Source organism: Dactylosporangium sp. NBC_01737, assembly GCF_035963215.1.
In the GTDB taxonomy this organism is placed as follows: domain Bacteria; phylum Actinomycetota; class Actinomycetes; order Mycobacteriales; family Micromonosporaceae; genus Dactylosporangium.
On the sequence record NZ_CP109153.1, the window covers coordinates 6,663,384 to 6,689,706 of the forward strand.

Consider the following 26,323-nt stretch of genomic DNA (forward strand, 5'->3'; position numbering starts at 1 on the left):
ATCAGCGCGTGATCGGGTCGGTCTCGTCGTCGAACTCGCCGATCACCTCTTCGAGGAGGTCCTCGAGCGCGACGAGGCCGACCGTCGTGTCCTGGTCGGTGGCGACGGCGAGCTGCGCGCGGGACTCCCGCATCGCCCGGACCGCGGCGAGCACGCTGGTGCGGGCCGGGAGGGTGAACGCGGCGATCATCAGGTCGCCGGCGCTCGCCGGTGCGCCGGCCGTGGTCGCCCGCAGCGCGTCGCGGACGTGCACGACGCCGACGACGGCACCGGCGGGGTCGACGACGGGGAAGCGGGACCGGCCGGTGGCCTGGTTGGCGCGCTCGACGTCGACGGCGCTCGCACCGGCCGGCACGGTGACCATCGCCGCGGCCGGCGTCATCACCTGGGCGATCGTGGTGTTCTGCAGCTGGAGCATGCTGCTGAGCAGCTGATGCTGGTCCTGGGCGAGGGTGCCGTGCTGCCGGGACGACTCGAGCAGCATCATCAGCTCCTCCGGGCCGTGCGCCGCGGACAGCTCGTCCTGCGCCTGCACCTTGACCAGCCGCAGGCAGGCGTTGGCGAGGCCGTTGAGGACGGAGATCAGCGGCCGTACGAGCCGGGTGAAGGCCCGGAACGGCAGCGCGAGGCCCCGCGCGGAGCGCTCCGGGTCGCTGATCGCCCACGACTTCGGGGCCATCTCCCCGACCACCATGTGCAGGAACACCACGACGGCGAGAGCGATGACGAACGCGATCGGGTAGCTGAACCGCTCGGGGATGCCGGCCGCGGTGAACAGCGGGTCGAGCAGGTGCGCGACGGCGGGTTCGGCGAGGGCGCCGAGGCCCAGGGAGCACAGGGTGATGCCGAGCTGCGCCCCGGCCAGCATCAGCGACAGCTCGCGGCTGCCGGCCAGGGCAGCGGCGGCGGCGCGGCTCCCGCCGGCGGCGGCCTGCTCCAGGCGGTGCCGCTTGCTGGCCACGAGGGCGAACTCGGCGGCGACGAAGAACCCGTTCGCCGCCAGCAGCAGCGCCGACACCAGCAACGCCCAACCGGTGCTCACGCCGTCACCTCCGCTGCGCTCCGGCGTCGGCCTGAGCCAAGACTGCGCCGCTGGTTCGCGGCTCCTGCGCTGCGCTCCGGATCGCTCACGATTTCACCCGCTTGCGGATGCGGACGGTGTCCGGGACGTGCCGGTGCACCGAGACGACCTCGAGGCGGACCGCCGGGGTGGTGATGTCGACGGTGTCGCCGGGGCGGGGGACCCGGCCGAGGCGCTGCAGCACCAGCCCGGACACGGTGTCGTAGTTGTCGCCCTCGGGCAGGGCCACGCCGGTGGTGCGGGCGATCTCGTCGACCCGCCAGCGGGCCGGCACCAGCCATGAGCCGTCCGGCTGGCGGACGGCCGCCGGTTCGGGCGCGTCGTCCTCGTCGCGGATCGAGCCGACCAGCTCCTCGGCGATGTCCTCCAGGGTGATGATGCCGGCGAAGCCGCCGTACTCGTCGATGACGCAGGCCAGCTGCCGGTGCTCGGTGCGCATCCGCTCCAGCACCGCCGGCAGCGCCGCGGTCGTGGGCACCAGCACGGGCGGCGCCGCGATCTCGGCCATCGTGACGCGCAGCCGGTCCCGCGCGGACAGCGCCACGACGTCGGCGCCGCTGACCACGCCGATGAGGTCGTCGACGCTGTCGCCGACGACGGGGAAGCGGGTGTGCCCGGTGTCGAACAGCTCCACGAGCCGGATCGCCGGGTCGGTCGCGGCGACGGTGACCACGTCGACCCGGGCGATCATCGCCTCCTCGGCGTTGCGCGCCCGGAACGCCAGGCCGCGCTGCAGCAGCTGCGAGGTGTCGGCGTCCAGCAGGCCGCCGCTGCGGGACTCGGCGATGATGCGCTCCAGGTCCTCAGGGGTGGCGCCCTCGGGCAGCTCCTCGATGGGTTCGATGCCGACCCGGCGCAGCAGCCGGTTGGCCGCCGCGTCGAACAGCCGGATCAGCGGACCGGCCGCCGCGAGGTACATCAGCGTGAACCGCGACAGCGCCCGGGCGAGGGTCTCCGGCCGGGCGATCGCCCAGTTCTTCGGGCCGAGCTCGCCGAGGACCATCTGCACCACGGTGGCCGTCAGCAACGCCAGCACCACGGAGATCGACGTGCTGGCGGCGCGGGGGACGCCGGCGACGCCGAGGAGGTCGGCCAGGCCACGCCCGAGATAGGGCTCGGCCACGAAACCGGCCAGCAGGGCGGTGACGGTGATGCCGAGCTGCGCGCCGGACAGCATGAACGACAGCCGTCCGGTGACCCGCAGCGCCCGCCGCGACGGCTGGTCACCGGCCTCGGCGGCGCGTTTGAGCTTGTCGCGGTCGACGGCCACGTAGGCGAACTCGGCCGCCACGAAGTAGCCGGTGGCGGCGGTCAGCACCACGATGAGCAGGAGACCGACCAGGATCAGCATGACGGTGTGAGCCGGGCAGGACCCGGCCCGGTATTCCAGCCGTCAGCGGCTGCCGAACCAACCATGACCTGACGCTATCAGGCCTGGCTGGAAGGTGACTGGGAGCGGCCGGAGCCGCCCGTCCTCATGGTAGTTTCGGGCATGTGCATACCGAACGTAGTCGTGCGACTTCGTTCCGTGCGCAGTTGAGCGTGCCGGCGGTGGCGGCGTGGGTCTCCGGGCCGATGGCCGAGCTCAACCGCGACATCATCGCCAGGCGGCGCCCGGCGGGGGAGTTCCCCGCCGCGGTCGCCGCGGCACTCGCCGCGCTGCCGGCGGACCCGCAGCGGTGCGCGCCGCAGGAGGCGCGGCGCCTCGTCGTCCTCCTCGGCCTGGTCGGCGCGAGCCTGGGCCGCCACTTCCAGGAGCGGGACCCGGCGCACCGGCGGCAACCGGAGCGGGCGTTCGAGCTGACCGCGGGCGCGGGGTTCGTGCCGTTCCTCGACTACTTCGCCGGTCTCGCCCGGCAGACCGGCACCGGTCACCCCGCCCGCGACGCGTACGCCTCCCTGACCCGCTGGAGCCTGCCGGCGACCGAGGTGTCGTGGGGCGGCACCCGGCTCGCGGGGCTGCCGGGCGTCTTCGACGACGGGGCGGTCCGCACGTACACCGGCGAACGGGACGAGGTCAGGTTCTTCGAGCTGGTCAAGCTGTCCGAGACCTACGAGCGGGCGGTGAACCTCGCGCTCACGCCGCTGGCCGAGGAGACCGTCGACGTGTGCGGCGCCGAGGCGGTGCACCGGCTCGGGGTTGCCGCGGAGCTGCTGGACGCGCTGCGCCGGCTCAACACCGCCTTCGCCGCGCTGCCACCGGCCGACGGCCTGCGGTCCGGGCACTTCATGGACGTGTTCCGCCAGTTCGCCGTGCACTGGCGGACCGGCGACGTGCCGCCCAGCGGCGCCCTGGACCCCGAGGCGCTGGAGCGCGACTTCCTGCTCGGCACCGACCTGCCGGGGTACCGCGGGCACGTCACCCGGCTGCGCCCCGGCCTGCTCGCCGCGGAGTGGGACCGGCTCGGCGTGGTCATGGACCGGCCCGGCCTGCCGGAGCTGCTGCTGGCGCGGCGGGCGCTGCTGGGGACCTGCCCCGCGCTGGCCGGGCTGTACCTGGTGCTGCGGGCGCACGCCCGGGTGTCCAGCACGCACCTCATGCTCGCCAAGAAGTACCTGTTCACGCCGCAACGCGACCGGGACCGCTCCGGTGCGGGCGATGGCGGGGTGGTGTCCAACCGGCGCGGCACCACCGGCATGGACGAGGCCGCGCTGGAGCGCCTGACCAGGATCCGCGGCCGGCATCCGCTGACGGCGCTGCGCCGGCTGCCGACGGCCGACCTGGAGTCCCTGGCCGGCGTCGACGCCCTGCGCGCCGGCCACACCGCGGAGGTGCGGTTCGTGACGTCGGGGCCGGCGCTGGTGCGGCCACGCGCCTCCGACGTCGATGACGATGACGGCGACGGCGACGGCGACGGCGACGGCAACGGCAACGGCAACGGCAACGGCAACGGCGACGATGACGATGACGGCACCCCGAGCCATCCGCTGGGGGAGCGATGAACGCCGCCGCACCCGCCGGGCACGACCCCCGCGTCGGGCACGACCAGCTGCTGGCGCTGATCGACAACACCTCCGCCGTCATCTACATGCGTGACCTGGACGGCCGGTACATGCTGGTCAACCGCGAATACGAGCGGTTGTTCCAGGTCAGCCGGGACGCGATCGTCGGCCTCACCGACCACGACCTGTTCCCCGCCGACGTGGCCGACGCGTTCCGCGCCAACGACCTGCAGGCGGCGCGGCGGGGACGGCCGGTCCAGATGGAGGAGGAGGCGCCCGGCGACGACGGCCCGCACACCTACGTGACGGTCAAGTTCCCGCTGATCGGCGCCGACGGCGCGGCCTACGCGGTCTGCGGCATCTCCACCGACATCACCGAACGCAAGCGCGCCGAGGAGCAGGTGCGGCGGCTCAACGCCGAACTGGAGGACCGGGTCCTGCACCGCACCGCCGAGCTGCACGCGTCCAATCGGGAGCTCGACGCGTTCGCGTACTCGGTGTCGCACGACCTGCGCGCCCCGCTGCGGTCCCTCGACGGCTACAGCCAGCTGCTGCTGGAGGACTACGGCGACCGCCTCGACGCCGACGGCCGCGAATACCTGGAGCGGCTGCAGGCGAACGTGGCGCGGATGGCGGCGATGATCGACGACCTGCTCAACCTGTCCCGCGCCACCCGCACCGAGCTGCACCGCGGCACCGTCGACGTCACCGCCATCGCCCGCGACGTCGTCGCGGAGCTGCGCGCCGCCGAGCCGGACCGGCAGGCGCGGATGTCGGTCACCGAAGGGCTCACCGCCGCCGGCGACGCCGACCTGATCCGGCTGGTGCTGCAGAACCTGCTCGGCAACGCGTGGAAGTTCACGTCGAAGCGCGACGACGGCGCCGTCGAGGTCGGCGCCGAGCCGGGCGGCGTGCTCTTCGTGCGCGACAACGGCGCCGGGTTCGACATGCGCTTCGCCGGCAAGCTGTTCGAGCCGTTCCAGCGGCTGCACGCCGCCAGCGACTTCGAAGGCACCGGCATCGGCCTGGCGATCGTGCACCGCGTCGTCACCCGCCACGGCGGCCGCATCTGGGCCGACGGCACCGTCGGCGGCGGCGCCGTCTTCCGGTTCACGCTCGCCCCGCAGCGGCCCTCCGTACCGGAGACGTCATGAACGAGGGGGTCATTCTGCTCGTCGAGGACAACCCCGACGACGTGACCTTCACCCTGCGCGCCTTCACGAAGAACAACATCCGCAACAGGGTCGTCGTCGCCTCCGACGGCGCCCAGGCGGTCGACCTGCTGCAGCCCGGCGACGGCACCGCGCCGCTGCGGCCCGCGCTGATCCTGCTCGACATGAAGCTGCCGAAGTACGACGGCCTCGAGGTGCTGCGGCGCATCCGCGCCGACCCGGCGACCCAGCCGCTGCCGGTCGTGGTGCTCACCACCTCCAGCGAGGAGCGCGACATCGTCGAGAGCTACCGCCTCGGCGCCAACAGCTATGTCCGCAAGCCCGTCGTCTTCGCCGACTTCGTCAGCGCCACGAACGTGCTCGGCATGTACTGGCTGCTGGTCAACGAACCCGTCCCGGCCCGCCCCGGAAGTCTGTGATGGCACCGACCCGCGTCCTGATCGTCGAGGACGACCCCGACGACGCCCGCCTGATCGTGGCCCGGCTGCACCGCGGCGGCCTCGACCTCACCGTCGACGTCGTCACCACCGCCGAGCAGTTCCGCGCCGCGCTGCGCGAACACCCGCCGGACTTGGTCATCTCCGACTACAACCTGCCGTCCTTCACCGCCGAGGAGGCGCTGCGGACGCTGCGGGAGCACAGCGGCGACGCGCCGTTCATCCTCGTGTCCGGCCAGGTCGGCGAGGAGACGGCCGCGGCGATGATGAAGGCCGGCGCCAGCGACTTCGTCCTCAAGGACCGCACCAGCCGCCTGGTGCCGGCGGTCCAGCGGGAGCTGCGCGACGCCGGCGAGCGGCGGCAACGGCGGGCGGCCGAGGCGGCGCTGCGCGAGAGCGAGCAACGCTTCCGCCTCCTCGCCGAGCACGCCATCGACATCATCTTCCGCTTCCGCCTGCGGCCCGACCGCGGCCTGGAGTACATCAGCCCCGCCATCACCACGATCACCGGCCACGAGCCCGCCGAGGTGTACGCCAACCCGTCGCTGCTGGTCGCGATCGTCGACGAGGAGGACCGGGAGGCGTTCAAGACCTCGTGGCTGCAGCCCCGCCCGGCGCCGCTGATCGTGCGGGCGCACCACCCCGACGGGCGGCAGCTGTGGATCGAGCAGCGCGCCATCCTCATCACCGACGACGCCGGCACCCCGATCGCGGTCGAGGGCACGCTGCGCGACGTCACCGAGCAGCAGCGCCTCGACCAGCAGCTGCGCCAGGCCGAGCGGCTGGACTCCCTCGGCCACCTCGCCGGCGGCATCGCCCACGACTTCAACAACCTCCTGGCGATCATCACCGCGTACGCCACCGACATCACCGACGCGCTCGGTGAGACGCACCCCAGCCACCCCGACATCGTGCGGATCAGCCACGCCGCCGAGCGTGCCGCCGCGCTCACCCGGCAGCTGCTCATCTTCAGCCGCCTCGAGCCGTCCCAGCCGGAGGTCCTGGACCTCAACCAGGTCGTCGCCGACACCGAGCAACTGCTGCAGCGCACCATCGGCGAGGACATCACCTTCAGCACCGACCTCGACCCGGACCTGCCGCCGGTGACGATCGACCGCAGCAAGCTCGAACAGGTCATCGTCAACCTCGTCGTCAACGCCCGCGCGGCGATGACCGACGGCGGGCGGCTCACCGTCACCACCACCCACCTCATGCCGCCCGGGCCGGACGCGGAGCCCGGCGCCGGCACGGTCAGCCTGACCGTCACCGACACCGGCTGCGGCATGCCCGCCGACGTCGTCGCCCGCGCGTTCGAGCCGTTCTTCACCACCAAGGGCCCCGGCAACGGCACCGGCCTCGGCCTCGCCACCGCCTACGGCGTCATCACCGAGGCCGGCGGCGACATCCACATCGACAGCCTGCCCGGCCGGGGCACCACCGTCACGGTCCTGCTGCCGTCGGCGGACCGGCCCGATCCCGAGACCGGCGCCGCGGGCGTCGTCCCCGCCGCCACCGGCGAGCCCGGCGGGCACGTCCTCGTCGTCGAGGACGACGAGGACGTCCGCGACATCGTCGTGCGGATCCTCACCAGGGCCGGCTACCGCGTCACCGCACCCACCTCGGCGACCGCCGCGATCGACCTGTGCGCCGACCCCGGCTTCACCGTCGACGCGCTGCTCACCGACGTGATCATGCCCGACATCGCGGGGCCGCAGCTGGCCAACGCCGCCCGCGTGCTGCGCCCGCAGCTGCCGGTGCTCTACATGTCCGGGTACACGGCGGGCAGCCTCCCCGGCGGCCGGACCCTCACCGACGACCCGCTGCTGCGCAAGCCCTTCACCACCGAGGAACTGCTCCACCAGCTGCGGCAGGCCCTGCGCCGCACCCGGACCCTGTCGTGATGCTCAGGCCTCCTCGGCGAGGAGCTGGGCGGTGGGGAGGCGGTGCAGGAGCGCGGCCGGGACGAGGGCGGCGCAGGTGGCCAGGACCGCACCGGCCGCCACGGCCGAGCCGGCGGTAGCGAGCAGGCCGGCGGTCAGGTCGCCGACGAGCCAGGCGGCGCCGGCCACGCCGAGCCCGGCGCCGAGCGCACCGCCGAGCACGCCGATGCCGAGCCCCTCGGCGGCGACGAGCCGGGCCAGGGACGCCGAGGTCCAGCCGGTCGCCCGGAGCGTGGCGAGCTCGGCGGCGCGGTCGCGGACGTTGAGGTAGAGCACGTCGGCGACGGCGAGGACGCCGAGCAGGATCGTCGCCGCGACCGCGATCGTGTCGACGGCCCTGACCCGCAGGGACACCGCGTCGCCGAGGAGCGTGCCGACGATCGCGCCGTGGAAGGTGTACGTGATCGCGCCGAGGACCGTGGCGGCGGCGATGCCGATCGCGAGCGCGCCGGCGCCCAGTGCCGTCCGACCGGGGACCCGGACCAGGTTGAGCAGGCCCATGGTGAGCGGGCCGCGGGGCGGGCGGCGCGGCGCGGGCGGGTGACCGCGGGCCGCAGGCCGGGCGCGGGCGCCCCCGTGCCGCGCCCAGCGCCGGCAGCAGACCCGCGACCAGCGACAGCAGGACCGCGGTCGGCACGGCCAGCAGCGCCTGCGTCCACGTGGTGCGCACGTCCAGGAGGGCGCCGAGCGGCCCGGCGAGCGCGAGGGCGCCGAGACCGGCGACCGTGCCGATGGCGGCGACCTCGCCGAGGACCACGCCGAAGATCCGGTGCGCGGGCCAGCCGAGCGCGGCGAGGGTCGCCAGCTCGGTGCGCCGGTCGCGGACCCCGGCGGCGACGGCGTTGGCGAGGAACAGCGCGCACACCACCAGGACCAGCACGAACAGCACGGCGCTCTTGCGGTCGATCGCGGTGATGATGCTCGCCGCGACGCCCTTCTTCACCCAGTGCTCGGTGACCCGCAGCTCGGGCCGCTGATACCTGCCGGCGACCAGGGTCACCGTCTGCGGGGAGGGTGAGGAGCCGTAGGTGATGTCGACGTCCAGCCCGGTGCGGGCGGCGATCTCCTCCGCGACGAGCCGGACCCGCTCGCGGGACGTGCCGGAGAAGCCGTGCACGCCGGCGACCCGGACCCGGATGGCGCTCAGCGGCGCGGCCTTGTCGGTGCCCTGCGTGTCGCTGAGCAGGTCCGGCAGCGCGGCGATGCTGGTCAGCAGCATCGGCGGCGAGGACAGGTAGCCGGCGGGGTTGCCGTTCGGCGCGAGCGGGCGGTCGCCGAGCAGGTCGCGGGTGCGCTGGTCGGCGCCGACGACCAGGGGCGGCTCGTAGGTCTCCATCGGCACGCGGCTGAGCGGGTTGAACGTGGTGAGCCGGGAAGGGTCGAACGTGCCCACGATGCCGAACTCGGTCTGTGTCGGCTCGCCGTACTTGCGCACCGACACGTTCTGCACGGTGCGGAAGGACGTGTCGTCGATCTGCCACGGCGCGGGGAAGCCGAACGAGTGCGGCAGGACGTAGGCGGCCTGGTCGGAGGGGACGGGCACCGCGGCGAGGCTGCCGTCGGGCGCCTGCAGGTAGGTGACGCCGCCGACCTGCAGGAGCCACTCGTGGCCGTACACGAAGCCGTAGCCCTCACCCGCGCGGGCGATCTCCGCCCTGGTGGTGTGCTCGTACGCCGCCTCGGTGTCCAGGAGGTCGTCGCGCAGGTGGGTCGCCGGCGCGGCCGCCATCGCGGCGAGCACGGCGCCCGGGGCGCCCGCCGGCAGCGGGCCGCCCAGCGGGGCCCGGGACAGGGTGATCGACGCCGTGGTGTCGGCATACCTGCGGGAGGTGGCCAGGAGCGGCACGATCTTCTTCGGTGTCGCGGCGCCGGCCGTGCCGGTCGTGCGGGCGGGCGCGTCGCTCAGGAAGGTGCCCTGGGTCGCGCCGCGCAGCCCGACGAGCCGGTCCTCGGCCTCCGGGTCGACCGCGGCGACGAGCATCGGCTCCCGCCACGCGACGGAGATGACGAGGCGGTCCTGCGCCTGCGGCGCGCCCCACATCCCCGTGTCGAACCGCCCGTCGGGGCGCAGCCGGGCCAGGAACACGGACTGGGTCGTGGCGTCGGTGACCTGGCCCTGCTCGGGGAACGGGCACACCTGCACGCCGTCCTCCAGCACGCCGAGGTTGCCGCCGCAGAACTGCTGGAAGGCGATCTTCTGCCCGCCGGTGAACGCGATGTCCGAGGCGCCGGTGAGGGTCGGCCACGAGATGTCGTGCTTCGTCACGTACACCCAGATCGGGGTGCCCGGCGCCCGGCTGAGCCCCCGGTCGGCGAGCAGGGTCCGGTCGACCCGGATGACCTGCCGGTCCAGCGCGGGGTCGACGAGGTCGGTGACGTCGACCGGCGCGGCGACCGCGGCGTTGACCGAGCCGGCCATCGCGATCGGCGCGGCGACGTCGATGCCGGGCACGGCGCGCACCTGCTCCAGGTCGTGCGTCGTCAGCCCGCCGTAGATGCCGGAGACCGCGTTGGGCCGCAGCAGCGCCCGGTCGTCCTCCAGGGGCAGCCGGCTGCCCCGGGGACGCACGAGGATGTCATACGCGGCCCGCACGTTGGCGTCCACCGTCCCGGTGACCTCCAGCCGTGCGGTGGCGGTGGCGCCGGTCAGCACGGTGAAGCCGGTGGTGGCGGTGAGCACCCCGACGAGGAGTGCCACCGCCCGTCCCGCCCGCCCCCGAAGATGTGCCCAGACGAATCGGATCACGCCAACACCTTCGCGCATACATTGTCGCAATGCAAGACCGTTTCCGTGATGGCGGCTGGTTGCGTGGGTACAGCGCAGGGGTGACCACACGGATCGAGCAGGACGACGAGACGGCCCGGCTGCGTGCCGACATCGCACGGACCAGGGCGCAGCTCGCGGCGAGCGTCGACGCGCTCACCGCCCGCCTCGATGTGCCCGGGCGGGCCAGGGACGCGGCGGCCCGCCGGGTGGAGCCGGTCCGGCGGCTCGCCGGCGACGCCGTCACGGCCGCCACGACGGTGACCGGCGTCGCGGTCGCGACCGCCACGAGGGCCACGGGCGTGGCGTGGGGGCTCGCGCGGGACGGTGCCGGCATCGGTGTCGCCCTCGCCCGCTGGGGCGTCGGCAGCGTCGCCAGGGTGTTCACGCGCGGCGGGTGACGCTCCGGTGCCCACCCGTCGGCAAGGTCGACGGGTGGGAGAACCGTCCGACATGACGCCGGGGCTCGGCAGGCGGCTCGCCGTCGAGCTGATCGGCACGTTCTGGTTGGTGTTCGCCGGCTGCGGCACCGCCGTGCTCAGTGCCCGCTTCGACGACGTCGGGGCCGGCCTGCTCGGCGTCGCGCTGGCGTTCGGGCTGGCGCTGCTGACCGCGGCGTACGCGTTCGGTCACATCTCCGGCGGCCACTTCAACCCGGCGGTCACGGTCGCCCTGTGGCTCGGCAAGCGCACCCGCGCCGTGGACGTCGTGCCCTATGTGGTCGTCCAGGTGGTGGCCGCCCTCGGCGCGGCGGCGGTGCTGCTGGCCGTCGCCGAAGGCCGGGAAGGGTTCAGCCTCGACCGGGACGGCCTGGCCACCAACGGCTACGGCACGCACTCCCCGGGCGGCTACGGCCTCGGCGCCGCCCTGCTCGCCGAGGTCGTCCTGACGGCGGTGTTCGCGCTGGTGATCCTCGGGGCCACCGACCGCCGGGCGCCGCGCGGCACTGGCCCCCTCGCGATCGGCCTGACCCTCACCGTCATCCACCTGGTGAGCATCCCCGTGACCAACACGTCGGTGAACCCGGCCCGCTCGACCGGCCCGGCCATCGTCGCCGGCGGCGCCGCGCTGTCGCAGCTGTGGCTGTTCTGGGTCGCGCCACTGCTCGGCGCCGGCATCGCCGGGTTCGGGTACCGGTACGTCACGGGCGGCACGGGCACGGTCGAGGAGCAGGCGGAGGCCCAGGACGTCGACTAGCTGGTGACGTCGAGCGCCGCCGCGTCGCGGGGCACGGCCAGGAAGGCCGTGGCCGCGAGCACCGCGGCGAGGGCGCCCAGGATCGCCAGGGCCGGGCGCAGGCCGCCGGTTCCGGCGCCGAGGCCGGCGATGAGCAGCGGGGCGAGGAACTCGCCGAGGAACAGCGCGCCGGTCCACAGGCCGGTGCCGCGGCCCCGCTGCTCGAAGTGCAGCCGGTTGATCGCCCAGGTGAGCAGCGTCGGCAGCAGCAGGCCCGTCCCGGCGCCGGTGAGGACCGCGCCGACGGCGATCACCGGCACGGATCCGGTGGCGGCGACGACCGCGAACCCGGCCGCGGACACGCCGAACGCGACCGGCAGCAGCCGGCGTGGGCTGAACCCGGACAGCTTCGCGAAGGCGCCCGACCCGGCGGCGGTGGCCAGCGACATGACGGCGCTGATGGCGCCGATGGTGGCGGTCGCGGTGACGCCCGCGTCGTCCAGGACGAAGGACAGCTCGACGATCAGCGCGTAGAAGACGATCCCGCCGGCGACGGTGACCAGGCACGGGATGAGCAGCTGCCGCCACGGCACCGGCGGGAGCCGGCGCGGGCCGGTGGCCGCCGCCGTCGTGGCGGGCGCGGCGGGCTGCCACAGCAGCAGCAGCATCGGCACGGCGATGATCGCGGCGCTCGCGTACAGCCAGAACGGGGTACGCCAGCCGGCCGAGCCGAGCGCGCCGCCGACGCCGAGGAACGCCGTCGCCGACAGCGCCGCGACCAGGACCTGGATGCCGAGGTACCGGCTGCGCCGCGACCCGGACCAGTAGTCGGCGATCAGCGTCGTGCAGCAGGTCATGATCGCCGCCTCGCAGATGCCGACGAGGACCCGGCTGCCGATGATCGCGCCGAGGGACTGCAGGTACAGCGGCGCGGTGCCGAAGATCGAGTACGCGATCATCGCGGCGATGAGCAGGCGCTTGCGGTCGACCGCGTCGACGACGAGCCCGGCGAACGGCGCGGCCAGCCCGACGAGCAGCGCCGGCACCGCCAGCACGATCGGCACGAGCACGTCGGCGCCGGAGACCCCGGCGAAGTGGTCCTCCATCTGCGGCAGGACGGGGGCGATGAGGACCGCGCCGAGCACCGGCATGCAACTGCCGGCCAGCAGCAACGCCAGCTGGGCGAGGCCCGCGGTGCGAGGGGCGGCCGGAGCCAGGGTGGTCGAGGTCGAGGACATGGGGTGCCTTCCGAGCGGCGGACGTGCGGCGGACGGACCGCGGCGCGGGGGGTGTCGCGCGTCACATGCGGTGCGGCCGACTATGGGCCGCGCGGCGCCGCCGAGGGAAGAGCGAACCGGTGATGGCGGGTATCAGGCAGACGGATGAGCCCCTTCCAGCTCGCACCACTGCTCGGCGCGTGGAGGCCTGGGCGCGGGGTCCTTCGGACGGGCCTGCCTTCGCGTCTCGCGCGAAGGGCAGGCGAGTCGGACGAAAGACCTGTTGAGCCGCGAACCTGAACCACCGGCCTTTTGGATGCAGCGCGCATGCGTGTGTTTCGGCCGCGCGGAGCGCAGGGCGTGCGAGCGAAGCGAGCATTGGGGGTGTGGGGTGAGAATCCCCCACTGCACCTAGACGGCCGGAGGCCGCAGCGGAAGAAGACAGCCGGCCTCGGTGAGCACGCCGCGGAGCCAGGCGTGGGCGGGGTCGGCGCGGTACATCGGGTGCCACCAGAACGCCTCGGCCAGGGGCACGACCTCGAACGGGCACGGCAGGACGCGGATGTCGGCGACCCGGGCGATGCGGCGGGCGAGGTGCTCCTGCATGAGCGCGATGCGGTCGGTGCCGGCGACCAGGAACGGCATCGGCAGGAACCCGTCGGTGACCACCTGCACGCGCGGCTCGACCCCGAACATGCGCAGCTGCTGCGCGGCGGGGGCGAACGCGGTCGGCAGGTTGTAGAGCACCACCCAGGGCAGCTCGCCGAGCTGGGCGAGGGTGAGCTGCGCGCCGACGGCGGCGTTGTCGCCGGCGACGATGCAGACCCAGCGGTCCTCGTACAGGTCGGTGTGCGGGATCCCGGTGAGGAAGCCGTGCGGCAGGATGATGCCGTCGACGGTGCGCAGCGTGTCGACGGCGTGGTCGACCGCGTAGGGCGTGGTCTGCTGCAGCCGCAGGCGGATGCCCGGGGCCCGCTCGGCCAGGAGCCGGGCCACGATCGGTCCGAGCACGGCGGCGGCGTAGTCGGACGTGACGATCGTGAACTCCCGCTCGACCGCGGACGGGTCGAACTCGACGCCGGCGTCGAAGACCCGGCGCACACCGGCGAGGGCGGGCGCGGTGCGCTCGGCGAGCTGCGCGGCCAGGGGCGTCAGCTCGTACCGGTTGCCGACCCGGTCGAGCAGGTCGTCGCCGAAGTGCCGGCGCAGCCTGGCGAGGGCGGCGCTGACCGCCGGCTGGCTGGAGCCGAGCTGCTCGGCGGCCCGGGTGACGTTGCGCTCGCGCAGCAGGACATCGAGGGTGACGAGCAGGTTGAGGTCGAGGTTGACCAGGACGCGGTCCGCGGGCACCCGCCAACCATAAACGCCGTGGATGGCTGGCATCAAGGAATCGTTCTTCCTGATGGGCACCGCAACGGCGACAGTGGGCTGAGTCACCAGCTTTCGAAACGAGGGGGTAACCGCCGATGCCCGCAGTCCGAAATGTCCTCGTCGTAGGTGCCGGGGCGGCCGGTGCCGCGACCGCGATCCTGCTCGCCGAGGGCGGCGTCTCGGTCGACCTCATCGACATCAAGCCCGACGCCCGCGCGGCCGGATCGGGGATCACCTTGCAGGGCAACGCCTTGCGGGTGCTGCAACAGCTCGGGGTCTGGGATCCCGTCCGGGAGCACGGCTACGCGTTCGACACGCTGGGGCTGCGCGCGCCGGATCCGCACGGCTCACTGATTGTCGAGCTGACCGACGTGCGCACCGGCGGGCCCGACCTGCCCGCCACGGTCGGCATGTCCCGGCCCGACCTGACCCGGATCCTGCTCGACCGGGCAGCGGCGGCGGGGGCGAAGGTGCGGTTCGGCACGACGTACACCGGCATCCATCAGGACACGACGGGCGTTGATGTCACGTTTGCCGATGCGTCCACCGGGCGCTATGACCTGGTGGTCGGCGCGGACGGGATCCGGTCCTGGACGCGCCGCGCACTCGGGATCCACCTCGAGACCCGCAGCACCGGCATGGGGATCTGGCGCGCGTTCACGGCCCGCCCGGCCACCGTCACCCGCACCGACCTCTACTACGGCGGGCCCTGCCACATCGCCGGCTACTGCCCGACCGGCGAGGACTCCCTGTACGCCTACCTCGTCGAGGACGCGCAGGACCGCAGCACCCTGGCACCGCAGGAGTCCCTGACGGTGATGCGGCGGCTGTCGGAGGCATACCACGGGCCGTGGGACGACATCCGGGCCGTCCTCACCGACCCGGCGACCGTGAACTACACGTGGTTCGAGAGCCACGTGCTGCCGGCGCCGTGGCACCGGGGCCGGGTCGTGCTCATCGGCGACGCCGCGCACACCTGCCCGCCGACCCTCGCGCAGGGCGCCGCGCAGGCCCTCGAGGACGCCGCGGTGCTTGCCGAGCTGCTCCTCGACGGGGACGGCGCGCTCACCGACGGGCTGCTGCAGGCGTTCAGCGAGCGGCGGTACGAGCGGGCCAGCGCCGTGGTCGACGGCTCGTTGCAGCTCGCGCAATGGCTGCTGGACCACGAACGCGGCGACGTCCCCGGCCTGATGGCCCGCATCTCCCACCTCGTCAGCGAACCCGCGTAAGGAATCCCATGGACGGCAGACTGATCACCCACCTGCGCCACGTCGACCTCGCCGTGCCCGACTACGACCGGCAGCTCGCCTTCTACACCACCACCTGGGGGCTCACCGCCGGCACCAGCGACGACGGCATCGCGTTCCTCGCCGCGGAGGGCTCACCCGAGCAGTACTCGGTGCGGCTGCGCCGGGCGGCGGACAAACGCCTGGACCTCATCGCGTTCGGCGCCGCCGACCCTGCCTCGGTCGACACCCTCGCCACCCGGCTCGCCGGCCGCGGCGTCCACCTCGTCACCGAGCCCGGCCCGATGCAGACCCCCGGCGGCGGCTACGGGTTCCGGTTCTTCGACGTCGACGGCCGCACCGTCGAGGTGTCCTGCGACGTCGCGGTCCGCGCGCACCGCAAGGTCGAGGCGGGCGAGTCGGTGCCGGTGAAGCTGTCCCACGTCGTCATCAACTCTGCGGACCCGGAGGCGACGGTCGCGTTCTACGAGCGGCACCTGGGCTTCGCGCTGTCCGACACGCTGACCCACCCGCACCTGGGCTCCGTGATGTGGTTCCTGCGCACCAACCGCTACCACCACAGCCTCGCCGTCGCCCGCGGCCCGCACGTGTCGCTGCACCACGCGTCGTTCGAGCTGCGCGGCATCGACGAGTACATGCGCGGCACCGGGCGGCTGCTGCGCGCGGGCGTGGAGAAGGTGTGGGGGCCCGGGCGGCACATGGCCGGCAACAACACCTTCAGCTACTTCCTCGACCCGCACGGCAACACGGTGGAGTACACCACCGAGCTGGAGCAGCTCGACGAGGACACCTGGCACCCGCACCTGTACGACTTCTCCGACCCGATGGTCACCGACCAGTGGGGGACCGCCAACCCGATGAGCGAGTTCGTGGCGAAGCAGTCGTTCAACGACCCCGACCGCGGCGTGTTCGTCGCACCGCCCGTCTGATGCGCATCGCCACCTACCACCACGACGGGACCCTGCGCACCGGAGTCGTCCACAGTGGACAGATCTTCGGGTTCGAGGCCGGGCTCGACGTGCGGGCGCTCACCGAACTGGACCTGGCCTCGGTGCTGGAGCTCGGCGGCCGGGCCGTGGCCGCCGGCGCCGGGACACCGCTGGCCGGTGCGCGTCTCGCCGCGCCGCTGGTACCGGCGAGCATCCGGGACTTCGTCGCGTTCGAGGAGCACGTCGACGGCGTGCGGCGCAGCATCGACGGCGCCGGCGGGGTCCCCGACGCCTGGTATGACGCGCCCACGTTCTACTTCACCAATCCCCACACCGTCATCGGACCCGGCGACGAGGTCGCGTTCCCGGCGGCGTGCGCGGCGCGCGACTTCGAGCTCGAGGTCGCCGCGGTACTGGGTGCCGGCGGCGCCGTCTTCGGGTACACGATCCTCAACGACTGGTCGGCGCGGGACCTGCAGGGCCGGGAGATGCAGGTCCGGCTCGGACCCGCGAAGGGCAAGGACTTCGCCACCAGCCTCGGCCCGTGGATCGTCACCGCCGACGAGCTGGAGCCGCACCGCGACGCGGACGGCTTCCTGGACCTGTGGTGCAGCGCGACGGTCAACGGCGTCGAGGTCGGCCGGGACCTGCTGTCCAACATGGGCTGGACGCATCAGACGATGATCGCGTACGCCGCCCGCGACAGCCGCGTCGTGCCGGGCGACGTGTTCGGCTCGGGCACCGTCGGCAACGGCGGCTGCCTCGCGGAGCTGTGGGGCCGCCACGGCGCCGCGGCGCCGCCGCCGCTGCAGCCCGGCGACGTCGTCACGCTCACCGTGCAGGGCATCGGCAGCCTCACCAACCGGGTCACCGTCGCGCCGCCGTCGCCCGCGCCCCCGGCCGTCCGCCGCCGCGACGTCGCCGCGGCGCGCGAGCGCGGGTGCTGTCGTGAGCGCGGGGCCCGTCGTGGTCACCGGCGCCGCGTCCGGGATCGGGGCCGCCGTCGCCGTCGTGCTCCGCGACGCCGGCACCGAGGTCGTCGCGCTCGACCTGGCCGAGGCCGGCGGGGTGCGCGCCTTCGACGTCCGCGAACCCGCCGCGTGGGCGGCGCTCGCGGCGGAGCTGGGCGCGCCGGTGCGCGGGCTCGTCAACTGCGCCGGCACCACCTGGCGGGCACGGCTCGGCGACGTGACCGCCGAGGCGTTCCAGCAGGTGCACGCGGTCAACGCGCTCGGGCCGCTGCTCGGCATCCAGGCCCTGGCCCCGCTGATGACCGCCGGGGCGTCGATCGTCAACGTCGGCTCCCTCGCCGCGACGCAGGGGCACTACCCGGTCGCGTACACCACCAGCAAGTGGTCGCTGCGGGGGCTGACCCACGCCGCGTGCCTGGAGCTCGGGCCGCGCGGCATCCGCGTGAACGCCGTGCATCCCGGGTTCATCGACACGCCGATGACCGCGTCGGCCACGCCCGCGTTCCGCGCCGCCGCCGTCGCCGAGACCCCGCTGGGCCGCTCCGGCCTGCCCGGCGAGGTCGCCGCCGTCGTGGCGTTCCTGCTCGGCGACGCCGCGTCGTTCGTGTCCGGCGCGGAGATCCCCGTCGACGGCGGCGCCGCCTCCCACGGCGGCGCCAAGTCCATCTCCGACGCCCTACGAAAGGCCTGACCGTGTTCGAGTACTTCCCCGGCAACTACGTGTGGAACCTGGGTGTCGTCGCGACCCTCAACAGCGGCGGGCTGATCGACGAGGTCGACCGGGCCTGCCGGCCGATCCGCGACCTCGCCGCGCAGGGCTCCGACGTCGGCACCGCCGAGTTCATGGCGTCGTGGGCCGCCGTCGCCGAGGACCTGGCGGCGCAGGCCGCGGCGGAGGAGAAGGCCGGGCACCGGCGTTCGGCCGGGCAGAAGTACCGGCGCGCCACCAACTACCTCGCCCAGGCCGAGCGGATGCAGCGGGCTCATGCGCCGGACCGCAACGTGGTCTACCGGCGCTGCCTGGAGCTGCAGCAGAAGGTGTTCGACCTGATCGACCCGGCCACCACGCGGGTCGCGGTCCCGTTCGAGGGTGCGCACCTGCCGGCGTACTTCACCAACGCCTCGACCGGCGGCACCCCGGCGCCGTGCATCATCCTGTGGAACGGCCTGGACTCCACCAAGGAGCACATGTACGCGTCCGGGTTCGCCGGGGAGCTCGCCGCCCGCGGCATCTCCACGCTCATGGTCGACTGCCCCGGCAGCGGCGAGGCGCTGCGGCTGCACGGGCTGACCGCCCGGGTGTCCACCGAGGACTGGGCCGCCGCCTGCGTCGACCACCTCGAGGCCCGCGGGGACGTCTCGCGGATCGGCCTCGTCGGCTGGTCCCTGGGCGGCTACTACGCGCCGCGCGCCGCCGCGTTCGAGCGGCGCCTCGCGCTGTGCGTCGCGTGGGGCGCCAACCACGACTGGGGCGCGGTGCAGAAACGGCGCCTGGAACGCGAGGGTGAGAACCCGGTCCCGCACTACTGGGACCACGTGCTGTGGGTGTGGGGCGAGTCCGATGTGGACACGTTCATCGACAAGGCCGCCGCGGTCAACCTCGACGGCGTGGTCGAGCGGATCACCGTGCCGTTCCTCGTCGTGCACGGCGAGAACGACCGGCAGATCCCGCTGCGCTACGCGCACCGCTCCTACGAGCAGGCGGTCAACAGTCCCCGCCGCGAACTGCGGGTCTTCACCGCCGCGGAGGGCGGCGCCGAGCACATCGGCCTGGACCACCTGTCCCACGTCAGCGTCTTCATCGCCGACTGGGTCGCCGACGTGTTCAAGGCGGGCCGGGATGCTTGACCGCACCGACCCCGAGGGTGCCATCGCCGAGGCGGCGAAGCGCTGCTCGAACTGGGGCCGTTGGGGCCCGGACGACGTGCTCGGCACGATGAACTTCCTCACCGACGACAAGCGGCGCCAGGGCGCGGCCCTCGTGCGGCGGGGCGCGTCGTTCTCGCTGTCGCAGCGCTTCGACATGGACGGCCCGCAGAAGGGCTGGCGGCGCCGGACCAACCCGGTGCACACGATGCTGGACACCGGCACCGACGCCGCGGCCGGCGTCCAGGGCTTCCCGCACGGGATCGGCGGCGCCGACGACGTCATCAGCATGCCGCTGCAGTGCTCCACCCAGTGGGACGGCCTCGGGCACATCTTCGACCACGGCATCGCCTGGAACGGCCGCCCCGCCGGCCAGGTCGTCACCAGCCTCGGCGACGCCGTCACGGGCATCGAGACCGTCGCCGACGTCATCGCCGGCCGGGCCGTGCTCCTGGACGTCGGCCGCGCGTTCGGCACCGGCGGCGAACTGCCCGACGGGTTCGCCGTGACCGAGGAGCACCTGCGCGCCACCATCGAACGGCAGGGCCCCTCCTCGGCCGTCGGCCGCGGCGACATCGTCCTCGTGCGCACCGGCCAGCTCACCCGCGCCCGCCGCGACGGCTGGGGCGACTACGCCGGCGGCCCCGCACCCGGCCTGTCCTTCACCACGGCCGGCTGGCTGCACCGGACCGAGATCGCCGCCGTCGCCACCGACACCTGGGGCTTCGAGGTCCGCCCGAACGAGTTCGACGACGCGTTCCAGCCGCTGCACCAGGTCGCCATCCCGCACATCGGCCTGTTCATCGGCGAGATGTGGGACCTCGACGCCCTCGCCGCCGACTGCGCCGCCGACGGCGTCCACGAGTGCTGGCTCACCGCAGCCCCGCTCCCGGTCACCGGCGCCGTCGGCGCACCCGTCAACCCGATCGCGGTGAAGTGACCACATAGCATCGACGGATGGACACCTTCGACGCCGCCGACGGCACCCGGCTCGCGTACCACCGCATCGGTGCGGGAAGCCCGCTGATCTGCGTGCCGGGCGGGCCGATGCGAGCCTCGGCGTACCTCGGTGACCTCGGCGGGCTGTCCGCCCACCATTCGCTCGTGCTGCTGGACCTGCGTGGCACCGGCGGGTCCGCGGCACCGCGCGACCCGGCCACCTACCGGTGCGACCGCCTGGTGGAGGACGTCGAGGCGTTGCGCGCGCACCTGGGCCTGGACCGGATCGACCTGCTCGGGCACTCCGCCGGCGCGGCCGTCGCCGTGCTGTACGCCGTGCGCCACCCCGACCGGATCAGCCGGCTCGTGCTCGTCAACCCCTCCCCGCGCGTGGTCGGCCTGGACGTCACCGACGCCGACCGGCGCGAGGCCGCCGAGCTGCGCCGCGGCGAGCCCTGGTTCCCCGGCGCGTACGCCGCGTTCGAGCGGATCTGGGCGGGCGCCCCGGCCGCCGCCGACTGGGCGGCGATCACCCCGTTCATGTACGGCCGGTGGGACGACGCCGCCCCGCCGAGGCCGCCCGGGAAGCGGACCAGCGCAACGACACCGCGGCGGCCGCCTACTACGCCGGCACCGACGTGGGCGAGGTCGGCGCCGGCGTGCGGGCCCGCGTGCTGCTCATCGCGGGCGAGCACGACGTCGCGCTGCCGCCGAAGCGCGCCGCCGACTACGCGGGCCTGTTCCCGCACGCCGAGGTCGCCGTCCAGCCTGGCGGCGGGCACTCCCCGTGGCTCGACGACCCCTCGTGGCTGGCGACGACGGTCGCGGCCTTCCTGCGCTGAACCCCGGGTGCTGGGTTGACCCCGGTGAGTACGGTGATCCCCGCTTGCGGCGGACAATCGCCGGGATCATCTGAGAAGGAGCACCCATGAGGCGCCTGGCGCTTTCGATATTGTCGGCAACCCTGCTGAGCGTGTCCCTGGCCGGCTGCGAGAAGGAGGCCGCGCAGACCCCGGCCGCGCAGTCGTCCGCCGGGCAGAGCGCGGCCGGCGACGCGTACCCGAAGTCCGATGAGGGCGCGAACGCGCTGCTGAAGGCGCTGCCGAAGGACCCCGCGCTGGCGCGGCGGCTCAAGCCGACGACCGAGGACTACAAGGCGCTGTTCGTGGGTGACGCCGCGGCGAAGGCCGAGCAGTTCTACGCGGCGAACGTCTGGAACGGCGACGTCAAGGTCGAGGTCGAGGCCGCGCAGACCGAGATGCAGCTCTTCCACGCCACCAGCGAGGAGATCCGGTCCTGGCCGATCGCCGTCCAGGCGAACTTCCCGGGCGGCTACCAGCAGGTCGGACCGCACCTGCAGCCGGGCTTCACCTGGTACCGCTGGCGGTACACCAGACCGGGCGAGAACTCCGGCATGGCGTATGACGGCCTGGTCCACGTCAACGGCCACTGGGTGTGGACCCCGAAGCCGTGGAAGGCCCTGGAGAGCTAGGCCGTCCGTCGGGGCCGGTAAGCTTGGGGGAGCACCGGCCCCCGCGACGTGAGGCAGAGCGACCATGGATGAGCGGGAAGAGCTGGACTGGCAGACGTTCGGCGACGCGTCGCGCGCCCTGGCGCAGGCGGTCGCCGACGACGGGTTCCGCCCCGACGTGGTGCTGTGCGTCGCCCGCGGCGGCCTGCTCCTGGCCGGCGCGCTGGGCTACGCGCTGGACGTGAAGCACCTGGTGATGATGAACGTGCTGTATTACACCGGCATCGACGAGCGGCTCGACGCCCCGGTGGTGCTGCGGCCCACCCCCGACGGCGAGGACCTGGCCGGCAAGCGGGTGCTCATCGCCGACGACGTCTCCGACACCGGCGCCACGCTGCGGGTCGTGCGCGACTTCTGCGTCGCCCACGCCGAGGACGTGCGCTGCGCCGTGCTGTATGAGAAGCCGCAGACCGTCGTGCGCTGCGAATACGTCTGGCGGCGCACCGAGCGCTGGATCAACTTCCCGTGGTCGAACGAGCCCCCGGTGACCGCGGCCTGACCGCCGCGGGGACGACGCCGGACTCGGCGGCGCGGATCAGCCGCCGGAAGGTCGGGCACTGCATGTGGCTCGGCGCCGCGCACGCCGCCGCGTGCCGCAGCGAGTCGCGCAGCACGGTGAGCTTGCGGATCGTGCCGTCCAGCTCGTCGGCCTTCGCCGAGAGCATGCCCCGGTCGATGCGGGGCTGCCCGTCGGGGCCGAACATCAGCACGATCTCGTCCAGGGAGAAGCCCGCGGTGCGGCCCAGGGCGATCAGGGCCAGCCGCTGCAGCACGCCGGGATCGAACTGGCGGCGCAGCCCGGCCCGGCCGGCCGACGCGATCAGGCCCTTCTCCTCGTAGTAGCGCAGCGTCGAGGCGGGCAGGCCGGCGCGCCGTGCCACCTCGGCGATGTCCAGGTTCGTCATGTGGTTGACCTCAAGTCGGCTTGAAGTGCAACGGTCGCATCCGAACCGGTCACATCGCAACCACAGGAGACGGATATGAACCAGACGGCACGCTGGAGCGGCATCGCCGGACAGGCCTGGATCGACGCGCAGGCGATGCTCGACGAGCTGTTCCGGCCCTTCGAGGACCTCCTGGTCGCCGAGGTTGCGGCGGCCGGCGCCGGACGCGTGCTCGACGTCGGCTGCGGCACCGGCAGCACCACGGTCGCCGTCGCCCGCCGGCTCGGCACGGGCGGCTGCGCGGGCGTCGACATCGCCGAGCCGATGCTCGCCGCGGCGCGGGCCCGCGCCGACCGCGACGGCGTGCCGGTGGCGTTCATCCACGCCGACGCCCAGGAGCACGACTTCACCCCAGGCGGCTTCGACGCGGTCATCTCCCGCTTCGGCGTCATGTTCTTCACCGACCCGGTCCGCGCCTTCGCCAACCTGCGCCGCGCCGCGACGACCGGCGCGATTCTGCGGGCCGTCGTGTGGCGCGACATCGCCCAGAACCCGTTCATGACCACCGCCGAGCGGGCCGCCGCGCCGCTCGTGCCGGACCTGCCCGTCCGGCGGCCCGGCGAGCCGGGGCAGTTCGCGTTCGCCGACCCGGACCTGGTCCGCGGCATCCTCGACCGGGGCGGCTGGACCGGCGTCGGCATCCGGCCGGTCGACGTGCGGTGCGTGCTGCCGGAGCGCGACCTCGTGCACTACTTCACCCGGCTCGGCCCGCTGGGCATCGTGCTGGGGCAGGCCGACGAGCAGACCCGCGCCCGGGTCGTCGACACGGTCCGCGCCGCGTTCGACCCGTACGTGCACGGCGAGGAGGTCCGCTTCACCGCCGCCTGCTGGCAGGTCGACGCCTCCGCGGCGCGGTGAGCAGCGGTGCGCTGCAACTTTCCTGCGAACGATTTCCGTTGACGCTCTTCGATCGATGGGCCTAGCGTCAACTCAGGAAAGGCCTTTCCCAAGGAGCTCCGCCACACTCCGAACCGGGAGGCACCCGTGCACCGTTCCCTGCCCATCTCCAGACGCGTCGCCGGCGTCGCGGCGGCCGCGACCACCGTCGCGGTCGTCGTCGGCGCCGCCGGCATCGCGTTCGGCGCGCCGCTGTTCGCCGACGACTTCGAGGACGGCAACTCCAACGGCTGGTCGAAGTCCGGCGGCAGCTGGTCCGTCGTCACCGACGGCTCCCGCGCCTTGCGCCAGGCCGGCACCAGCAGCGACGCCCGGGCGTTCGCCGGCGCGACCACCTGGACCGACTACGCCGTGCAGGCCAGGGTCAAGCCGATCTCCTACAACGGCCAGTCGATCGGTGTGATCGCCCGCGCCCAGAACAGCAGCAACTACTACGCGCTCACGCTCACCGGCGGCCAGGCCCGCCTCGTCAAGCGGGTCGGCGGCGCGGTGAGCACCATCGCGACCGGCGTCGCGTCGGTGCCGGCCGGCACCTGGGCCACGGTGCGCCTGGAGGTGGCCGGTGGCACGCTGCGCGGCCTCGTCGACGGCGGCCAGGTCGTGTCGGCGACCGACGCCACCTTCGCCAGCGGCCGGCTGGGCCTGCTGACCAGCTACGCCAGCGCCACCTTCGACGACGTCACCGCCGACACCACGACGGGTACGCCGTCCTCGCCGCCGCCGTCCTCACCCACGCCGTCGCAGTCGCCGGAGCCGCCGGGCGAGTGCACCGATCCGCCGGCCGTCGTCGGGTTCGCCGCGGTCAACGCGTGGGGGCAGAACGGCACGACCGGCGGCTGCGGGGGACCGACCGTGACCGTCAGCGACGCCGCCGCGTTCCTCGCCGCGATCGCCCGCCCAGGGCCGCTGGTCATCCGGGTCAGCGGCGTCATCACGCTGCCGGGCCCGATGCACGACGTGACGTCGGACAAGACGATCGTCGGCGTCGGCGCCGCCTCGGGGCTCACCGGCGGCGGCCTCAACGTCGGGTTGCCGGTCGACGACGCGATGACGGCGCCCCCGGCCAACGCCGTGCACAACGTCATCATCAGGAACCTGGTCTTCACCGGTACCCCCGACGACGCCGTCAACGTGCAGATGTTCAGTCACCACGTGTGGATCGACCACAACGACCTGTCGCACGGCTACGACGGTCTCGTGGACATCAAGCGCGGCTCCAGCTACGTGACGGTGTCGTGGAACCACACGCACGACCACACCAAGAACATGCTGCTCGGGCACGACGACAGCAACGGCGCGCAGGACACCGGGCAGCTCAAGGTGACCTACCATCACAACTTCTTCGACCGGACCCCGCAGCGCAACCCCCGGGTGCGCTTCGGCGAGCCGGTGCACGTGTTCAACAACTACTTCCTCCACAACACCGACATCGGGGTCGCCTGTCAGGCGTCGGCCGGCTGCGTGATCGAGAACAACGTCTTCGAGGACACCGAGGAGGCGTACGCCATCGACTACGCCGGGCCCAAGGGCCGGATCGTGGCGCGCGGCAACATCTTCATCGGCGAGAGCACACCCGGCACGATCGGCGGGACGGTCCAGGAGCCGGGCACCTACTACAGCTACACCGCGCAGAGCGCGGACGCGGTCAAGGCCGCGGTCCTCGCCGGGGCGGGCACCGGCCACATCTGAGCACGCACGGCACCGGCCGGGGAGTCTCCCTCCCCGGCCGGTGCGCTCCCACGGGCGGGTCAGAGGTGACCGGCGCCGGCGCCCGCCCGGACCAGGGCCGGCACGCTCGCCGGGTCGTCCAGGGTGTACGCGTAGAACGTCCGCGGCTCGATCACGGTGCCGCCCAGCTGCGGGGTGCCGGAGCGCACGAACACGTTGCCGCGGGCCACCGCCCGGCCCGGGCCGCTGTCGGCGTAGCCACCGGTGGAGTGGACGGTGAAGGGCACGTCCTCGAAGTGGTTGCCCTCCACGAGGACGCCCGCGTTCTCGGTCGAGGCGATCGCGTAGAGCTCGTTGCCGACGAAGGCGTTGTTGTAGATGTGCACGGGGTCGGCGAAGCGGACCCGCGGGTGCCGCTGCCGGCTGTGGTCGAAGAAGTTGTGGTGGATGCTCACCCGCAGGTGACCGACGTCGGTGCCGGCGGCGCCGTCGGAGTGGCCGATGAGCATCGTCTTGTCGGTGTGGTCGAAGTGGTTCCACGACACCGTCACGAAGTCCGCGCCGCGCACGATGTCGACCGAGCCGTCCACGGCGCCGGCGAACGTGTTGTGGTCGATCCAGATGTGGTGCGACTGCTGGCCGATGTTGATCGAGTCGTCCTCGGCGCCGGTGAAGCGCAGGTTGCGCACGATGACGTTGGAGGAGCGGTAGAAGTCGAAGCCGCCGCCGGTGATCTCGGCGGTCGTGCCGACGCCGACGATGGTCTTGTTGGGCCGCACGCCCTGCTTGCTGGTGATGGCGATGCGGCCCTGGACGCGGATGATGAGCGTGGCGGTGCTGTCGATCGCGTCCAGGAGCTGGTCGGTGGTGGTGACGGTGACGGTCTGGCCGCCGGCGCCGCCGGTGGTGCCGTTGCGGCCGAGCGCGTCGACGGCGGCGAAGCCGGTCGGTGCGGCGTCCGCGGCGAGCGCCGCGGCGGGTGCGGCGGCGGCGAGGGCGGGGGAGCCGGGCAGGACCGCGGCGGCGGTCAGCAGCACGGCGAGCGTTCGTCTCATGACGGTTCCTTGTCCGTGACCTTGGCGGAATGGCGGAAAGCCTTAGGAAAGGCCTTTCCCGGGACGCTAGGAGTCGTGCGATGGGAAGTCAACGAACGTCGATGTGCAGGATTGTTGCAGATCTTCCCGGGTGGGCCCGCACGCATTGACAGTCGGCAATCCGCGTCCTACGTTC

24 protein-coding genes and 2 pseudogenes are annotated in these 26,323 nt (G+C 73.4%); 17 read left to right on the forward strand and 9 right to left on the reverse strand.

The genetic code is table 11. The features are described from left to right. Window position 1 precedes the first annotated feature (1 nt). The gene (locus OHA72_RS30155) at window positions 2–1,042 is read right to left on the reverse strand and encodes a hemolysin family protein (protein ID WP_327011167.1); all 1,041 of its coding nucleotides are present in this window, start codon (window positions 1,040–1,042) and stop codon (window positions 2–4) included. Between the two features lie 85 nt (window positions 1,043–1,127). Then, window positions 1,128–2,432 carry a hemolysin family protein gene (locus OHA72_RS30160; protein WP_327011168.1) on the reverse strand — a complete coding sequence of 435 codons (1,305 nt, stop codon included), beginning with the start codon at window positions 2,430–2,432 and terminating at the stop codon, window positions 1,128–1,130. Window positions 2,433–2,617: 185 nt separating this feature from the next. On the opposite strand from OHA72_RS30160, the gene OHA72_RS30165 reads away from it, so the two are divergent. The 4 genes from OHA72_RS30165 to OHA72_RS30180 are packed head-to-tail and all read left to right on the forward strand — an operon-like array spanning window position 2,618 to window position 7,534. Continuing rightward, window positions 2,618–4,024 (forward strand): hypothetical protein, encoded by a 1,407-nt coding sequence (locus OHA72_RS30165; RefSeq protein WP_327011169.1) that lies wholly within the window; start codon window positions 2,618–2,620, stop codon window positions 4,022–4,024. Next, entirely contained in the window at window positions 4,021–5,178 is a 1,158-nt protein-coding gene (locus tag OHA72_RS30170; RefSeq protein ID WP_327011170.1) for a sensor histidine kinase, read from the forward strand. Before OHA72_RS30165 ends, OHA72_RS30170 begins: the two co-directional genes overlap by 4 nt. Next, complete coding sequence (locus OHA72_RS30175) at window positions 5,175–5,615, forward strand: response regulator (RefSeq protein ID WP_327011171.1); 441 nt, start codon at window positions 5,175–5,177, stop codon at window positions 5,613–5,615. Before OHA72_RS30170 ends, OHA72_RS30175 begins: the two co-directional genes overlap by 4 nt. Further along, window positions 5,615–7,534: a response regulator gene (locus OHA72_RS30180; RefSeq protein WP_327011172.1), complete on the forward strand. Its 1,920-nt coding sequence runs from the start codon at window positions 5,615–5,617 to the stop codon at window positions 7,532–7,534. Before OHA72_RS30175 ends, OHA72_RS30180 begins: the two co-directional genes overlap by 1 nt. A gap of 3 nt (window positions 7,535–7,537) precedes the next feature. Here the strand turns inward: OHA72_RS30180 and OHA72_RS30185 are convergent, their stop codons facing one another. Together OHA72_RS30185 and OHA72_RS30190 are read right to left on the reverse strand one after the other, a co-directional pair. Beyond that, window positions 7,538–8,074 carry an FtsX-like permease family protein gene (locus tag OHA72_RS30185; protein ID WP_327011698.1) on the reverse strand — a complete coding sequence of 179 codons (537 nt, stop codon included), beginning with the start codon at window positions 8,072–8,074 and terminating at the stop codon, window positions 7,538–7,540. 133 nt (window positions 8,075–8,207) lie between these two features. Then, a pseudogene (locus OHA72_RS30190) lies at window positions 8,208–10,337 on the reverse strand (FtsX-like permease family protein); the annotation flags it as partial. A gap of 62 nt (window positions 10,338–10,399) precedes the next feature. Between OHA72_RS30190 and OHA72_RS30195 the strand changes: the two are divergent. After that, window positions 10,400–10,738: a DUF3618 domain-containing protein gene (locus OHA72_RS30195; protein ID WP_327011173.1), complete on the forward strand. Its 339-nt coding sequence runs from the start codon at window positions 10,400–10,402 to the stop codon at window positions 10,736–10,738. A 34-nt stretch (window positions 10,739–10,772) separates the two neighbouring features. Then, the gene (gene aqpZ / locus OHA72_RS30200) at window positions 10,773–11,534 is read left to right on the forward strand and encodes an aquaporin Z (RefSeq protein ID WP_327011174.1); all 762 of its coding nucleotides are present in this window, start codon (window positions 10,773–10,775) and stop codon (window positions 11,532–11,534) included. Here the strand turns inward: aqpZ and OHA72_RS30205 are convergent. Continuing rightward, complete coding sequence (locus OHA72_RS30205) at window positions 11,531–12,751, reverse strand: MFS transporter (protein WP_327011175.1); 1,221 nt, start codon at window positions 12,749–12,751, stop codon at window positions 11,531–11,533. The genes aqpZ and OHA72_RS30205 overlap by 4 nt on opposite strands. Window positions 12,752–13,141: 390 nt before the next feature. After that, window positions 13,142–14,080 carry a LysR family transcriptional regulator gene (locus OHA72_RS30210; RefSeq protein ID WP_327011176.1) on the reverse strand — a complete coding sequence of 313 codons (939 nt, stop codon included), beginning with the start codon at window positions 14,078–14,080 and terminating at the stop codon, window positions 13,142–13,144. Window positions 14,081–14,196: 116 nt separating this feature from the next. Between OHA72_RS30210 and OHA72_RS30215 the strand changes: the two genes are divergently transcribed. Together OHA72_RS30215 and OHA72_RS30220 are read left to right on the forward strand one after the other, a co-directional pair. Further along, window positions 14,197–15,330 (forward strand): FAD-dependent monooxygenase, encoded by a 1,134-nt coding sequence (locus tag OHA72_RS30215; protein WP_327011177.1) that lies wholly within the window; start codon window positions 14,197–14,199, stop codon window positions 15,328–15,330. Window positions 15,331–15,338: 8 nt separating this feature from the next. Continuing rightward, complete coding sequence (locus tag OHA72_RS30220; RefSeq protein ID WP_327011178.1) at window positions 15,339–16,277, forward strand: VOC family protein; 939 nt, start codon at window positions 15,339–15,341, stop codon at window positions 16,275–16,277. Between the two features lie 13 nt (window positions 16,278–16,290). Here the strand turns inward: OHA72_RS30220 and OHA72_RS30225 are convergent, their stop codons facing one another. Beyond that, complete coding sequence (locus OHA72_RS30225; protein WP_327011999.1) at window positions 16,291–16,587, reverse strand: hypothetical protein; 297 nt, start codon at window positions 16,585–16,587, stop codon at window positions 16,291–16,293. Between OHA72_RS30225 and OHA72_RS30230 the strand changes: the two are divergent. The 7 genes and pseudogenes from OHA72_RS30230 to OHA72_RS30260 form a co-directional block, all read left to right on the forward strand. Next, window positions 16,529–17,086 (forward strand): annotated as a pseudogene (locus OHA72_RS30230) (fumarylacetoacetate hydrolase family protein); the annotation flags it as partial. The gene OHA72_RS30225 and the pseudogene OHA72_RS30230 overlap by 59 nt on opposite strands. Before the next feature lie 139 nt (window positions 17,087–17,225). Beyond that, the gene (locus OHA72_RS30235; protein WP_327011699.1) at window positions 17,226–17,939 is read left to right on the forward strand and encodes an SDR family NAD(P)-dependent oxidoreductase; all 714 of its coding nucleotides are present in this window, start codon (window positions 17,226–17,228) and stop codon (window positions 17,937–17,939) included. A gap of 2 nt (window positions 17,940–17,941) precedes the next feature. Beyond that, window positions 17,942–19,096 carry an alpha/beta hydrolase family protein gene (locus OHA72_RS30240; RefSeq protein WP_327011700.1) on the forward strand — a complete coding sequence of 385 codons (1,155 nt, stop codon included), beginning with the start codon at window positions 17,942–17,944 and terminating at the stop codon, window positions 19,094–19,096. Then, window positions 19,089–20,054, forward strand: a complete 966-nt coding sequence (locus OHA72_RS30245) for a cyclase family protein (protein WP_327011179.1) — start codon at window positions 19,089–19,091, stop codon at window positions 20,052–20,054. The genes OHA72_RS30240 and OHA72_RS30245 overlap by 8 nt, the downstream gene beginning before the upstream one ends. A 17-nt stretch (window positions 20,055–20,071) precedes the next feature. Beyond that, a complete protein-coding gene (locus tag OHA72_RS30250) occupies window positions 20,072–20,914 on the forward strand; it encodes an alpha/beta fold hydrolase (RefSeq protein WP_327011180.1) in 843 nt (280 codons plus the stop codon). Window positions 20,915–20,981: 67 nt separating this feature from the next. Continuing rightward, a complete protein-coding gene (locus OHA72_RS30255) occupies window positions 20,982–21,545 on the forward strand; it encodes a hypothetical protein (RefSeq protein WP_327011181.1) in 564 nt (187 codons plus the stop codon). A 64-nt stretch (window positions 21,546–21,609) separates the two neighbouring features. Beyond that, window positions 21,610–22,083, forward strand: a complete 474-nt coding sequence (locus OHA72_RS30260) for a phosphoribosyltransferase (RefSeq protein WP_327011182.1) — start codon at window positions 21,610–21,612, stop codon at window positions 22,081–22,083. Here the strand turns inward: OHA72_RS30260 and OHA72_RS30265 are convergent. After that, entirely contained in the window at window positions 22,040–22,489 is a 450-nt protein-coding gene (locus OHA72_RS30265) for a helix-turn-helix domain-containing protein (RefSeq protein WP_327011183.1), read from the reverse strand. The two genes, OHA72_RS30260 and OHA72_RS30265, sit on opposite strands and share 44 nt — an antisense overlap. Window positions 22,490–22,564: 75 nt before the next feature. Here OHA72_RS30265 and OHA72_RS30270 point away from each other — a divergent pair, with 75 nt between their 5' ends. Beyond that, entirely contained in the window at window positions 22,565–23,386 is an 822-nt protein-coding gene (locus OHA72_RS30270; RefSeq protein WP_327011184.1) for a class I SAM-dependent methyltransferase, read from the forward strand. Between the two features lie 126 nt (window positions 23,387–23,512). Then, a complete protein-coding gene (locus OHA72_RS30275; RefSeq protein ID WP_327011185.1) occupies window positions 23,513–25,114 on the forward strand; it encodes a pectate lyase family protein in 1,602 nt (533 codons plus the stop codon). A 59-nt stretch (window positions 25,115–25,173) separates the two neighbouring features. Here the strand turns inward: OHA72_RS30275 and OHA72_RS30280 are convergent, their stop codons facing one another. After that, window positions 25,174–26,148, reverse strand: coding sequence for a pectate lyase family protein (locus tag OHA72_RS30280; RefSeq protein WP_327011186.1), 975 nt, complete (start codon window positions 26,146–26,148; stop codon window positions 25,174–25,176). Window positions 26,149–26,323: the final 175 nt, after the last annotated feature.